The following is a 13,144-nucleotide window of genomic DNA, read 5'->3' as shown; positions in this document are numbered from 1 at the left end:
ATATCCTGTGATCCAAGAAAGAGGGCTGCGATGGCGGTAGGATTTGAGTTTGCGACGGGCTGGGATATTCATCGGTTACGAGATGACGCAGTCGTGCCTACCACCGGGATTCGTGACGAAGCACAGATGAGGCTGCTGACCACCTCGTTCCCTAAGGCTTATGTCGTAAAAGCAGGGCTCGGCTGGTCGATGACGGTGGACGGGACGGAGATCGAATACGTAGTCGATCAAGTGGAAGAAAGCGATGCGGGCAAACTACTGCTCACGGCGCGGATGGCGGATCTCCTGACCTTCACCACGATGATGAATTTGCGCCGTATGCAAAGCTTTCTCACGGCTCGTGATTTTCCACCAGGAACATTTTTGGCGCCAAGAGACCGATTTGTCATCCATATTAAACATGATCTTCGTGGAAAAGCGATTGAAGCCATCCCGCAGGTAACTGGTGGCATTCGGCTGGCGCGGATTCGGAAGTTGTGGAGAATTCTGTCAGACCCGAACTCGCGAGCCGCCAAGCAATTCTTCGCCGAAACGACCGGAGGAGCAGCACTGTATTCAGGAGTGATCCGGCAGGTGACCCTGCGTCCGAGTCAGTTGCGGGATTCAAACTGGGCCGGACATACCCCCAGCGCGAAATTGCGTGGTCTGGTCACGATGATTGCAACCTATCTCCAGCGTGGGTATTCGCCGCGTCAGAATGGCGTGGGGGCGGCCAAGTATCTGTTCATCCTGATGTCGCGGACAAAGTTCAGTGCGCTGTTCAGCGATCTTCCTAGCGTGGAGAAGACCCACTATCGCCAACACCCCGATCAGTGGGTTTCCTACATCTGCCGGGAGGTGATGGCTCATGTTCCGGCGATGGGGCCTCACGGCATTGACCCAGCGGGAAGACTGATCGAGCGCAGGATCACAGATCGAGGGGCGCTCGGACACAATCCGATCCTGTTGCCGATTACGCGGAACGAGTGGCTGCGAGGCATGCTGGTGGGCAGAGATCTGCTGAGTGCCGCAGCTCATCCACTGGGTGGAGCTGACAACGCGACCTGGGAGGATTCGAACCCCGAACTGGGCCATCGTCTGCGTGGCTTAGCGGGACTGGGCAATCGAATGGATCGATTGCAGTACCAAGGAAGAGAAAATAAGGCAGCCATCATCGAATTCCGCGCCCGCCAGGCGACACTCGCACACACGCTCTGGCCAGGCTATGCAGACCGGATGCACAAGTTCTTTACGGAAGTGAATGAAGGCGCGCGGCATGGAGTGATCGACCTCGACGCCCCGCCACTTGCGGTCTAGATCAAACGCCGTCGCGGATGATGCGGCAATCGTTGTCCTCAATGGTCACAGTGCCGATACTGGCTTGGCTTTGGTCGAGGAACCCTTCGAGGAAACGCAGAAAGGCATCCACGTCGGCCTGATTCGAAGCGATGCCGAGCGACGCGCGGATGGCGCCAGCACTCTTACCTGGATTCCTCGTTTGCATCATGCGGATAAAGCCTGGCAAGCTGACATCGACATCGGCGGCGAAGCCAGCCCTCATGTCTTCTTCCGTCAGTTCCTCGGCAAATTCATTCGCGCCCGGGTTGCAGAAGCAGCCACCGCGTAAGGAAATGCCCTGTTGTCCGGCCAGTTCTTCCACACGCCGGAAGTCGATGCGGATGCCGTCCCGGTCATAGAGGTTCATGGTGATGGTGGAACCGCGCATCAACATCTCCTGCGGCCCATAGATCCGCAGCAGCGCCTTGCCATTCTGATGGCGGAGCGACTGCAAACGCTCAAGCGTAGCCGCCGTAAGGGCTTGAACGCGGGCGCTTGTCGCCCCGAGCCCCAAAGTTTTGAGATGGCGCAGGCCGATCTCGACGGCGGGAATCGCCAGATAATTCAAGGTGCCATCCTCGAAGGCAGCCTCGCCACTGGCGAGCGCGTGCGACTCCCCCTGCACCGAGACGAGCTTCACCGTACCGCCGGCAAACCACGGACGCCGCAGGATGTCGATCGCGTTTTTATGAATCAGCAACGCGCCGATTCCCGTGGGATAGCCGAACATCTTATAGAACGAGAGGCAGACGAAATCTGGTTGGTACTCCGTGAGATTGAGGCGGTTTGTGGGCACAAAGGCGGCCGCGTCCAGCAGCACTCGCCAACCCTTCTCCTGCGCCTCCCCAATGAGAGAAAGCGGGTGCTGCACTCCCGTGTAATTCGATTGCGCAGGAAAGGCAAACAGACTGTGAGCGGCCACCTGCGGAAAGCGAACGGGCTGGAGGCGCAAATCGGAATCGAGCGGCAGATAGGAGACCTTCGCCTGTTTCCGGGCAAACTCACGCATACCGTTCACAGAATTGTGGTTGTCTGCGCTCAACAGTAACTGGCCGTTCTCAAACGGAAACGACTCGCCCACCAGCTTGAGAGCTCCGGTCGCATTCTGGGTAAAGACAACGTGATAGTTGGGGGCGTGAAAGAAGTCGAGAATCGCGGCGCGAGTGCGCTCGACGAGATTGGTCATTGCGATCGAGGTGGGATTGGCGGAATGTGGGTTGCCGAGAACGCCGCTACGTAAGAGGGCCAGGTGCTCCTCGATTTGCGAATCCGCGTAGAGCGAAGCGCCAGTGTAATCGAGATAGACCTGACCCTGTTGATCAAGACGGGAATAGCCGGGTGGCCGAGTTGTACAGTCCAACTCCTATTTTGCAGGTTTTGGATCGTTAAAGGAGCGCTCCACCATGTCATGCACGTCAGTGCTGACCGGATGGTCGCGCCACAGCCAACGCATCATCTCAGGGATCATGGCGCCGCCTTGCTTCTGGCCATGCTTGCCAATGCCCCAAGAATAGTTGACGTCATAACCCTTGGCAGTCAGCGCCTTCATCAGATTCACATTGTTCAAGAACCAATCGCGAGTTGCGTCGTAGGTGCCGTCGGCACGCAGCGCGCGATTGTCATTGCGACCGTCCACCATGAAGATACGAATCGGCTTCTTGTCGGCCTTGGCAACCAGATCGGGATAGACGTGTCCGCCACGCAGATTCGTGAAGCTGCCAACAATGCTCAACACCTTCTGGAAATGATCGGGGCGATGCCAGGCGACGGTGAAGGCAGCGATGGCGCCGGAACTGGCGCCGCCGATGCCGTGGCGGGCCGGATCTTTCGAGATGTTGTACTCCTTATAGAGCGCCGGGAGCAATTCATCCACGACAACGCGCGCGTAGCGATCGTCGAGACTGTTGTACTCGGTTGGACGATTCGTCGTGCGATCGCCCCACTCTTTCGGATTGGGTTCGGGCTGGTCGGGACGGCGGCCGGGATTGATGAACACCCCGATCATGACCGGAATCTCGCGCCGGTAGATGAGGTTATCCATGACATTGTGGGCGCGCGCATCGCCTTCCGGATACATGAAAGCCTGGCCGTCCTGAAAAATCATCAGACTGGCCGGCACCTTCGGATCGTACTGCGCCGGAACATAGACGTAGTAGGTGTGCTGCGTGCCGGGATAGGCCTCGCTCGGGAGAACAAAGGGGCCCACAACTTTCCCGCGAGGAACCCCTTCCTGTTCCAACGAATCGGGACCCAGACGATACTGGCCATCGGTGTTCGGGCCCGGCGGCTGGGCCGGGGCCTGCGGAGGTCTTGGATTCGTCTGGGCCGGTGGGGGTGCTTGCGCTAGGAGCGGAAGAAGGAGAAGCGTACTGAGCATTGGTCTGCCGCGATCATATCGCGGCTTGCAACGCTGATTCCACTGTAGATTGATATTCTTTCAGGAGTTCTGGCGTCTCTGCTTCAAAGCGCATCACCAGTACCGGTTGCGTGTTGGATGCGCGGAGCAGTCCCCAGCCTCTCTCGAAGATCACCCGGACCCCATCGACATCCACAACGCGATGGGTCGACTTGAAGTACGCAGTCACTTTTGCGACTGTTTGGAACTTCGTTTCGTCCGGCCAGTCCACGCGAATCTCAGGAGTGGTGACCGTAGTGGGCAGTCCTTCGAGCTGGTGCGACAACGGCTTGCCGGAAGCAGCGACAATCTCGATCAGACGGCAGGCGGCATAGAGCGCATCGTCAAAGCCGTAATAGCGGTCTGCAAAGAAGATATGGCCAGACATTTCACCGGCCAGTTCGGCATGTTCCTCCTTCATCTTGGTCTTGATGAGAGAGTGGCCGGTCTTATACATGATCGGCTTGCCACCAAGCTTCTCGATGGTGTCGTACATGATCTGCGAACACTTCACCTCGCCGATGAAGGTGGAACCGGGCTTACGGGAAAGAATCTCCCGCGCGTAGATCAGCATGAGCTGGTCGCCCCAAACGACGTTCCCATTTTCATCGACAGCGCCAATGCGGTCCGAATCGCCATCGAAGGCAATCCCCAGATCCGCTTTGTGCTCCCGGACAGCGTCCTTGAGCATTTCGAGATTGTGCTCGACGGTGGGGTCCGGATGATGATTCGGGAAAGCTCCGTCCATCTCGAAGAACATTTCGACGGCTTCGACATTCAGCCGTTCGAGCAGGCGGTGCAGCGTGGGGCCAGCAGTGCCATTGCCCGCATCGAACACAACTTTGATCCGCCGCTTGAAATCGAAACCCTGCGGGATTTCTTCAACATAGGGTGTGATCGGGTCCGCCTGAGTGACGGTGCCTGTGCCGTTTTCAAAATCGCCGGTCTGGATCAGCTTGAGGATGTCCTGGATGTCTTGCCCATACACAGCAGCCTTGCCAGCCATCATCTTGAAGCCGTTATAGTCCGCAGGATTGTGGGAACCGGTGATCATGATTCCGGCCTCGGCATGGAACTTGTATACCGAATAGTAAAGGAGCGGTGTGGGGACAACGCCAATGTCGGTGACCTCACAGCCCGTCGACAGCAGGCCCTTGAGCAAAGCTTCGTGAAGCCGCGGACCAGAAAGACGGCAGTCCCGCCCCAGATTCACCTTCTTGCCAGTGCGGCGAATCATGTAGGTGCCAATGGCGCGTCCGAGGATTTCGATATCCGGAGAGAGCAGGTCACGATCAGCGATGCCGCGGATGTCGTATTCGCGGAAGATAGTCTCTTTGAGCATTGTCTTCTTTAGGTTAACCAACAGGGACTTCAGCGGCGGCCCAACGGATCATGACACTCTCGATTGTGTTGATAGAAATGGGCTTCGAGAGGTAATCGTCCATACCTGCCGCCAGGCAACGTTCCCGGTCCCCCTGCATCGCGTGAGCAGTCATCGCGACGATCGGCGTGCGGGGTAGACCGTTCTGCGCCTCCCATTCGCGAATGGCGATGGTTGCCTGGAACCCATCCATCTCCGGCATCTGGCAATCCATCAGAATGAGGGGATAGAGGCCTTCCCGCACAGCGGCAACAGCCTTTGCTCCATTGTCCACAATCTGGGACTGAAAACCGAGCTTCTCCAGCATCCGCACCGCCACACGCTGATTGATCACATTGTCCTCGGCAATCAGGACGCAATTCGGTAAGCCAGCGCCTCGCCTGCTCAGCTCAATGTTCAAGCTCTTCAGTCCGCCCGCCAGCATCGTATCGGAACTCAGCCGCTCGAAGGTCTCCCGCAAGGTGCGTTGGCGTGCCGGCTCGGAGAGCGTCGCGGCAAAATAGATATCTGACTGCCGCTCTGCAGCGCGATCCTTCATGCGGACCAGACGCACCAGAATCCGTTCAACATCGAAACCCGCAGATTTGAGATGCTGCGCGAGTTCGGTGGAATTCATGTCGCCCAAGTCGTGATCCGTCACGATAAGGTCGAGCTTCTCCGACTCTTCGGCCAGCAGAATCAGTTCCTGTCCGCTCTTTCCATGCGTGCAGGCGAAGCCAAGATTCTGCAGAATCTCTTCCACACAACAGCGGCGTTCCTCTTGCGCAATGGCGAGAATCGCATAGCGGCTTGACGCCTGCGGAGGCGCAGCCTGCCGGCTGCGCGCCACCACTAACGGAATCCGGAACCAGAAACGGGAGCCGCCGCAGGAACGCTGCTCCACTCCAATCTGGCCGCCCATCATTTCGACAATCTGCCGGCTAATCGCCAGCCCTAGTCCGGTGCCGCCATAGCGGCGTGTCGTCGAACCATCCCCTTGCGTAAACGGCTGGAAGAGACGAGCCTGCAATCCGGTCGGGATGCCAATCCCCGTATCGAGGACATCCACCACCACATCTTCTCCCACCGGATAAGCATGCACCTTCACCGCGCCCGAGGCCGTGAACTTGATCGCGTTGCCTGCGAGGTTCGTAATAATCTGCTGCACGCGATAGGGATCGCCGAGGAAAGTAGAAGCAATCGAGCAGTCAATGACCGCGCTGATCTCCAGATTCTTTTCCTGCGCCTGTTCCGCGAGAAGCTCCACGACATCCTCAACCGTTTCCCGCAGGTCGAACTCAATCGATTCGAGTTCCACCCGTCCGGCTTCAATCTTGGAGAAATCAAGAATGTCGTTGATGATGTTCAGAAGATACTGGGAACTGCGGCGTACCGCGTCGGCATACTCACGCTGTTCCAGACTGAGTGCCGTGTCGCTCAGGAGATCGGTCATGCCGATGATGCCGTTCATCGGCGTCCGGATCTCATGGCTGACATTGGCCAGAAACTCGCTCTTGAGCTTGGAGACATGCAGCGCCTGATCACGGGCTTGCATCAGCGTCTCCTCTGCCTGTTTCATATGCGAGATGTCTGTCAACGTCCCTTCGTAGTGCTCCACCGTGCCATCCTCGCGCAGCACCGCGCGAGCATTCTCCAGTACCGTCAGCGACGAGCCGTCTTTCCGCTTCAGCCGGAGTTCAAAATTATTGACGACACCATCGCGGCGCAAGCGATAAATTTCAGGAAGGCGGTCGGCGGGATCAAAGTAGAGGTCGGTCCCAATCGAAACTCTTCGCAACTCTTCGATGGAATCGTAGCCCAGCATCGAGACCAGCGCCGGATTCGCATCGAGGATCTTCCCTTCCTCACTTGAGCGGTAGACCCCTTCGGCAACGTTCTCAAAGAGTGACCGGTAGCGGCGTTCACTCGCCTGCAAGGCTTCCGACTGGCGGCGAAACTGCGAGATGTCGCGAATCACCATCTGCACGGCCGGACAATCCTGGTAGGTGAAACTCGTCGCCACCACTTCGACATCGATCGGCTTGCCATCCATGCGCGTGATCCGGAGATGAGAAGGCCGCACCTCGCCGTTGCTATGCCGCGTTTCTCCCCAGGAAGAGGTCAAGGCCGTAGTGTCGATTTCGGAAGGAGTGGCAAGGTCGTGCAGATCGACGCCAAGCAAAGTTTCCGCCGCGCTGGCGCCCAGCATCTGCACCCCGGTGGAATTGACAAAAAGAATCTTGCCTTCCCGATGCACCAGAATCGCATCCGGGCTAACCTCCACCAACCGGCGATAGCGCTCCTCACTCTCGCGGAGCGCCTGTTCCGCTTCTTTGCGGCCCATCAGATCACGGTGGTAGGCACGGAGAAGAAAGGCAAGAAATGCAGCCAGAAGGCAAGACGCTAGCACTAGAAGATTCACCTCTTGCCAGCGCTGCGTGATCTCAGTGGCGATCTCGCTATATTGATCCCAAAGCCGGCCTGAGGAGCTGCGAACCTCCTGCAGCGCTCGTTTCAGATTCGAATCCACCTCATCAAATCGAGGAGTGTTGGGTCCGAGATTCCGTTCGATCAGGATCAAAACGGTTTCAAGGCGAATCAAGGAGCCCAGCATCTCGGGTTGGACACCGGGAAGATGTTTGGCTTCCTCCACCCCTTCTTTCAGGCGGCTGAGATCATTCAGCATCCGGCGGTGGACTTCTTCAGAGGAGTCGCTGCGCCGGATTCCCAGAGCCAGCTCCAAGTTCCAAAGGCCTTCTTCCAGCCGGTTGAACGCCTTTGCTAAACGTGTACTGTTTTGCAACCGTTCCTGATGATCCTGAACCGTGCGAATCTGCTGGTTCCCTGCCAGCAGACATAGGAGCGCCAGTAAAATGATGACCCAGGTCCAGAGGGCAGATGTGAGCAATCTCTTCATGAAACGGATGCCAGCAAAAAGCGGCACAGTTAATTTTATGTGCGAAAAAAGATTGATCGACCGATTTTTACGAAAACTTGAGGCAAACCTTAGAACTAACTGGCCATCTTGCGAGTCACTCGCTCAATACTGCGCGCCTGACCGGTAGTTTCGTCAATATCGATCACCACACCGTGCAGTTCTCCGCCCTTTTTGGACGCCTCGAGACGAACAGGAAGAGAGGTCAGAAACTTCTTCAGCACCAGCTCTTTGTCTGCGCCGATCACCCCGTCATAGGGGCCAGTCATCCCAGCATCCGTCTGGTAGGCCGTACCTCCAGCCAGAATCCGGGTATCGGCCGTTGGGATATGGGTATGAGTGCCAATCACAGCCGACACACGGCCGTCGAGATGCCATCCCATCGCCACCTTCTCACTGGTGAGTTCGGCGTGGAAGTCGACAAAGCGGACTTTCACATCGGTGGGAATCTCGGCAATCAGTTCATCGGCTTTCCGGAACGGGCAATCGAGCGGCGTCATCAGGGCGCGGCCCTGCAAGTTGAGAATCGCGACTCGAACGCCATTGCGGGCCTCGACATAAATCAGGCCACGGCCAGGAAGCTCCTTCGGGTAATTCGCCGGACGGGTGACACGTGGGTTGCGATCGAGGTATTCAAAAAAATCTCGTTTGTCCCAAACATGGTTGCCGGTAGTGATCGCGTCGACTCCCAGGGAGAGCATATCGTCTGCAATCTGCGGCGTCACCCCGAAGCCTCCCGCCGCATTTTCCGCGTTCACGATCGTCATCTGCACACCGTAGGTGGCTTGGAGTTCAGCAAGATTCCAGGCCAGTGCATTCCGGCCTACTGACGAGTACACGTCGCCGATAAAGAGGAGATTCATGTTGGGAAAAAGAGAAATGGAGCGAGGCCTCGACGTACGAACCCCCGTCATTGACCCTTGCTTAAGCTAGGGTGGGACCCACCGCACACCATTAGGCTTATCCGACGCCACCCGAGGGCAGCCGATCTTGCTCACCGATGTTTAAGACGAGTTAAGGTCCCGATGACTTTGACTGTTGGATCAAATTTTGAGGATCCGCCAAGCAGCCGAAACCACGCTCCTCACCAAGCATAGCCGAAAACCATTCGCCTCTGGCTAGGCAGTCAAAGTTTCGTCTTTTGTTCTCTGGAGAAACGCCTCAGATCGAAAAAGGATTCACTTCACTCGCTAGATTTTGCCAGAAAATTCCGCACTACTGGACGTGAGAATGGATTCCAAAATCAACTTCTGTATCCTCGCACTGCTCACCGCAGCGAGCGTGCAGGCACAAACCATCACAGTTTATCCAGGCCCATCCGGGATTCCGAAGGCCAGTTCCCGGCAGATGTCTGCCTACGTCCCGCTCAGTCCCAATACCGTCACCTGGTCCGTCAATGGAATAATTGGCGGCGATCCGGTGCATGGCACGGTCAGCCAGAATGGCCTGTACACCGCGCCCGCCGAGGTTCCACCCGACAACCTCATCACCATCCAAGTAGCCAGTACCGCCTACCCAACCAAGATCGGCACAGCCAGTCTCAGCATCACCCAACCGCTCGTCTATATCTGGGGCTCCAACCCAAACAAGTTCGCCGCGGGCGCGGTCTCACTCAACATCAATGGAGCCGGATTCGTCCCCGGTGTTGCAATCACCATCAATGACCTGCCACTGACCACCACCTATCTCTCCGCAACCTCTCTGAAAGTGACAGGCAGTGTCCCGGCCAGCATGGTGGGCGTCGCGGTGCTGCGAGCCATCAATCCCAACCCCGGCTCGACCATCAGCGACCCGGTGAATGTCACTGTTGCCAGTTCCAATGTCAGCGTCTCCGTCAATCCAGCCAGCGTGAGCCTCCCGGTGACCGGTACGCAAAGCTTCAGCGCCAGCGTCTCCGGATCCTCAAACCTGGCCGTGACCTGGTCCACGACGGCCGGCACGATTACGGCAAGCGGCCTCTACACGGCGCCTGCCACCTTGCCCAGTCCGCCCACCGCAACGGTTACGGCAAAAAGTGTCGCCGATCCATTGATCAGCGCCAGCGCAACCATCACCCTCACCAAGCCCAGCGCCACCGTGAGCCTCACGCCACCGGCAAGCTCCGCGTTTCTCGGCTCCAGCACACAGTTCACCGCAACGGTCAATGGGCCAAGCGACACCTCGGTCACCTGGGCCGTGAACGGCATCGCGGGTGGCAACAGCAGCGTCGGCTTCATCTCCGGCACTGGGCTTTACACGGCTCCCCTCAATCTCCCCAACCCTGCCTCTGTCACGGTGCGTGCGACGAGCGTCGCTGCGCCGACGATCTATGCGCAGGCCAGCGTCACGCTGAAGCTGACGCCCCCTGCCATGCCGAATCTGACCCATGCCCGCTTCCTCGAACAAGCGGCCTTCGGCCCCACGTCTGCTGAACTGGCGACGCTCGGGCAAATCGGCATTGACGGCTGGCTCGCGCAGCAGTTCTCGTTGCCAGAAACACCGATTCCCGTTCCGGCTGGCGTCCAAATTGCGCAATCCCAATACTTCTCGCGACTGGTTCACGCTCCAGACCAACTGCGCCAGCGCATGATCGACACACTGGCCAAGATCATCGTCGTTTCCGCGGCAAAGAACTCCTCCCCAAATGAAGTGGTCCCGTGGCTGCAAATCCTCAGCCGCAACACCTTTGGCAACTACCGGCAGTTGCTCTGGGACATCACGGTCAGCCCGCAGATGGGCAAGTATCTCGATCTGGCGAACTCGCAAAAGGCAACCGGAAACAGCATGCCCAACGAGAACTACGCTCGCGAGGTGATGCAGCTCTTTACCACCGGCCTCGTCCTCTTGAATCCCGACGGCACGCCGCAGTTGGATAGTCAGGGCAACACGATCGCCACCTATGACCAGACCACCGTCAGCCAGATGGCAAAGGCGCTCACCGGCTGGACCTTCCCGACGCCCGCAGGCGGTCAGATGGGCGGAGCAAACTGGGAATCCTTCAATGCGCCTTCCATGGAGGTTCGAGAACAGTTCCATGACAAGACCGCAAAGACGCTCATCGGCGGCTGCGCGATCCCGGCTGGCCTCACTGTCGCCGCCGAAACGAACCAGGCGCTCGACTGTCTCTTCAATCACCCCAACACCGCGCCCTTCGTCGTCCTGCGACTGATCCGCGCCTTGGTCACGAGCAACCCGAGCGGCCCCTACGTGCAACGCGTCGTCAACGTTTGGAACAACAACGGTGCGGGAACAAAAGGAGATCTCAAGGCGGTGCTCACCGCGATTCTCACCGATGCCGAAGCCCGTCAGGATCAAGCCACGCCGCAGCAGGGACGATTGAAAGATGCCGAGTATGGCATTGTCGAATTTATCCGTTCGCTGCAGGGAACTTTAACGCCAGACAACCTCCGCGTCTGGTCGCTGACCACCATGGGCCAAACTCCGCTCGCTGCGCCTTCCGTCTTCGGACATTACTCGCTGCTGTACCGGATTCAAGGAGGCACACTGGCCGGGCCGGAGTTCCAGATCTACAGCCCCACGGAAGCAATCCTGCGGGGCAACTTCTTCTACGAGCTGTTGCTGAACCCGAACGCCAGCGACCTCTCGATCAACCTCGCGCCCTTCAACGCGGTCGCCGCCGATGCCAACGCGTTAATCGAACAGGTGAACGCGACACTGCTCTATGGACGCATGCCGCAATCGCTCAAAGACAGCCTTGCAACAGCGATCGCCGCGGCATCTGACAACAACCAACGCGTCATCACAGCGCTCTATCTGACAGCTCTCTCGGGCTATTACACGGTGCAGTACTAAGGAAATCCCATGAATCAAACCACCCGCCGTTCGATCTTGAAACTTGCCACCATCAGTGGCCTCTCGCAGTTCGACCTGAGAAACGCCTCGGCCCAGAGTTCCGACTACAAAGCGCTCGTTTGCATTTTCCTGATGGGCGGCAACGACGGCCATAACCTGCTCATCCCGCAAAGTACGGCGCAGTTCAATGCCTATAAGGCAGCACGCGGCTCCCTGGCCCTTCCCGACAACAGTGCGAAACTGCTCGCCATCACCACCCCGAACGGCACGCCCTATGCGCTCAACGATGGGCTGGCCGCCATCCATCCGATCTTTGCCCAAGGCAGACTGGCATTGGTTGCCAATGTCGGCAATCTGGTGCAGCCCACCTCGCGCCAGCAATTTTTGCAAGCGGCGGTCAAGGTGCCGAGCAATCTTTTCTCGCATGCCGATCAGGTGGTGCAGATGCAGACCGCGACGCCAGGCGGCAGCGGCGGCACAGGTTGGGCTGGCCGCACCGCCGACGCGATGAACGCGCTGAATGGAGGCGCCCGTTTCCCCGCCTCGATCTCGATGTCCGGACAACAACTCTTTGGAACCGGCAATGTCATCCAATCGGCGAGTCTGATCCCGGGCTACGAGATGGCGCCCAGCGGCATGAATGTCTGGCCAGCAACGGCCGCAGCCGCCCGTCAGGCCGCCCTGCAACAGATTCTCACCATGGATAGTGGGCTCTCCATTGTCCAGACTGCCAACCATGTCCGGCAGGACGCGATGACTCTATCGGGAATGCTGAGCGGGCTCTCGACAGGCACGGCCTTTGCCAAGCCCTTCCCAAGCACCTCCATCGGACAGCAGTTGCTGCAGGTAGCACAGATCATGCGGCTGCGCGGTGCGACCGGCATGAAGCGGCAAGTCTTCTTCTGTTCTCTCGGCGGCTTCGATACGCATTCGGCCCAAGGCTGGCAGCAATGGGATTTGTTCAAGCAATTGTCGGCTGGCATGCTCGCGCTGTATCAGGCGACGCAGGAAATGGGCATCGCCGATGGAGTCACCACCTTCACAGAGTCTGAATTCGGACGCACGCTACAGCCGAGCGGTACGGGCACAGACCATGGCTGGGGGAGCCACTTCCTCGTACTGGGCGGCGCAGTCCAAGGAGGCGATCTTTATGGCGCCTTCCCGGACCTCGCTCTCGGTGGCCCGGACGATAGCGGCAATCGAGGCGCTTTGCTGCCTTCCACCTCGCTCGATCAATATGGTGCGACGCTCGCCCGCTGGTTCGGCGTCGCCGACACTGATCTCGACGCCATCTTCCCCAATCTGAAGTACTTCCCCGTTCGCAATCTGAACTTCCTCGCTTAGT

General features: G+C 58.2%; 8 protein-coding genes. 3 read left to right on the top strand and 5 right to left on the bottom strand.

The window, feature by feature from the left end; genetic code table 11:
• Window positions 1-30 precede the first annotated feature (30 nt).
• On the top strand, window positions 31-1,296 hold the full coding sequence (locus tag M017_RS0117560; protein ID WP_031499444.1) for a hypothetical protein: 1,266 nt from the start codon (window positions 31-33) through the stop codon (window positions 1,294-1,296).
• Between the two features lies 1 nt (window position 1,297).
• On the opposite strand, the gene M017_RS0117555 is transcribed toward M017_RS0117560, so the two are convergent.
• The 5 genes from M017_RS0117555 to M017_RS0117535 all read right to left on the bottom strand — a co-directional run bounded on the left by M017_RS0117555 (window position 1,298) and on the right by M017_RS0117535 (window position 8,870).
• A complete protein-coding gene (locus tag M017_RS0117555; protein WP_051670367.1) occupies window positions 1,298-2,677 on the bottom strand; it encodes an aminotransferase class V-fold PLP-dependent enzyme in 1,380 nt (459 codons plus the stop codon).
• A 3-nt stretch (window positions 2,678-2,680) separates the two neighbouring features.
• Window positions 2,681-3,694 carry an alpha/beta hydrolase gene (locus M017_RS0117550; protein ID WP_031499442.1) on the bottom strand — a complete coding sequence of 338 codons (1,014 nt, stop codon included), beginning with the start codon at window positions 3,692-3,694 and terminating at the stop codon, window positions 2,681-2,683.
• 13 nt (window positions 3,695-3,707) lie between these two features.
• The gene (locus M017_RS0117545) at window positions 3,708-5,054 is read right to left on the bottom strand and encodes a phosphomannomutase/phosphoglucomutase (RefSeq protein ID WP_031499441.1); all 1,347 of its coding nucleotides are present in this window, start codon (window positions 5,052-5,054) and stop codon (window positions 3,708-3,710) included.
• Window positions 5,055-5,067: 13 nt separating this feature from the next.
• Window positions 5,068-7,989, bottom strand: a complete 2,922-nt coding sequence (locus M017_RS27880; RefSeq protein ID WP_051670366.1) for a PAS domain-containing hybrid sensor histidine kinase/response regulator — start codon at window positions 7,987-7,989, stop codon at window positions 5,068-5,070.
• Window positions 7,990-8,084: 95 nt separating this feature from the next.
• Entirely contained in the window at window positions 8,085-8,870 is a 786-nt protein-coding gene (locus M017_RS0117535; protein ID WP_031499438.1) for a TIGR00282 family metallophosphoesterase, read from the bottom strand.
• A 367-nt stretch (window positions 8,871-9,237) separates the two neighbouring features.
• Here M017_RS0117535 and M017_RS27875 point away from each other — a divergent pair, with 367 nt between their 5' ends.
• Together M017_RS27875 and M017_RS0117520 are read left to right on the top strand one after the other, a co-directional pair.
• A complete protein-coding gene (locus M017_RS27875; protein ID WP_051670364.1) occupies window positions 9,238-11,799 on the top strand; it encodes a DUF1800 family protein in 2,562 nt (853 codons plus the stop codon).
• 9 nt (window positions 11,800-11,808) lie between these two features.
• Window positions 11,809-13,143: a DUF1501 domain-containing protein gene (locus tag M017_RS0117520; protein ID WP_031499436.1), complete on the top strand. Its 1,335-nt coding sequence runs from the start codon at window positions 11,809-11,811 to the stop codon at window positions 13,141-13,143.
• Window position 13,144 lies beyond the last annotated feature (1 nt).

Source organism: Bryobacter aggregatus MPL3 (assembly GCF_000702445.1).
Classification (GTDB): Bacteria; Acidobacteriota; Terriglobia; order Bryobacterales; family Bryobacteraceae; genus Bryobacter; species Bryobacter aggregatus.
Note: the sequence above shows the minus strand (reverse complement) of the source record. Positions and strands in the feature narration are given on the sequence as shown.

Coding starts and splice junctions, on each gene's coding strand:
- M017_RS0117560 (WP_031499444.1), top strand. CDS start 31: ATGGCGGTAGGATTTGAGTTTGCGACGGGCTGGGATATTCATCGGTTA.
- M017_RS0117550 (WP_031499442.1), bottom strand. CDS start 3,694: ATGCTCAGTACGCTTCTCCTTCTTCCGCTCCTAGCGCAAGCACCCCCA.
- M017_RS0117545 (WP_031499441.1), bottom strand. CDS start 5,054: ATGCTCAAAGAGACTATCTTCCGCGAATACGACATCCGCGGCATCGCT.
- M017_RS27880 (WP_051670366.1), bottom strand. CDS start 7,989: ATGAAGAGATTGCTCACATCTGCCCTCTGGACCTGGGTCATCATTTTA.
- M017_RS0117535 (WP_031499438.1), bottom strand. CDS start 8,870: ATGAATCTCCTCTTTATCGGCGACGTGTACTCGTCAGTAGGCCGGAAT.
- M017_RS27875 (WP_051670364.1), top strand. CDS start 9,238: ATGGATTCCAAAATCAACTTCTGTATCCTCGCACTGCTCACCGCAGCG.
- M017_RS0117520 (WP_031499436.1), top strand. CDS start 11,809: ATGAATCAAACCACCCGCCGTTCGATCTTGAAACTTGCCACCATCAGT.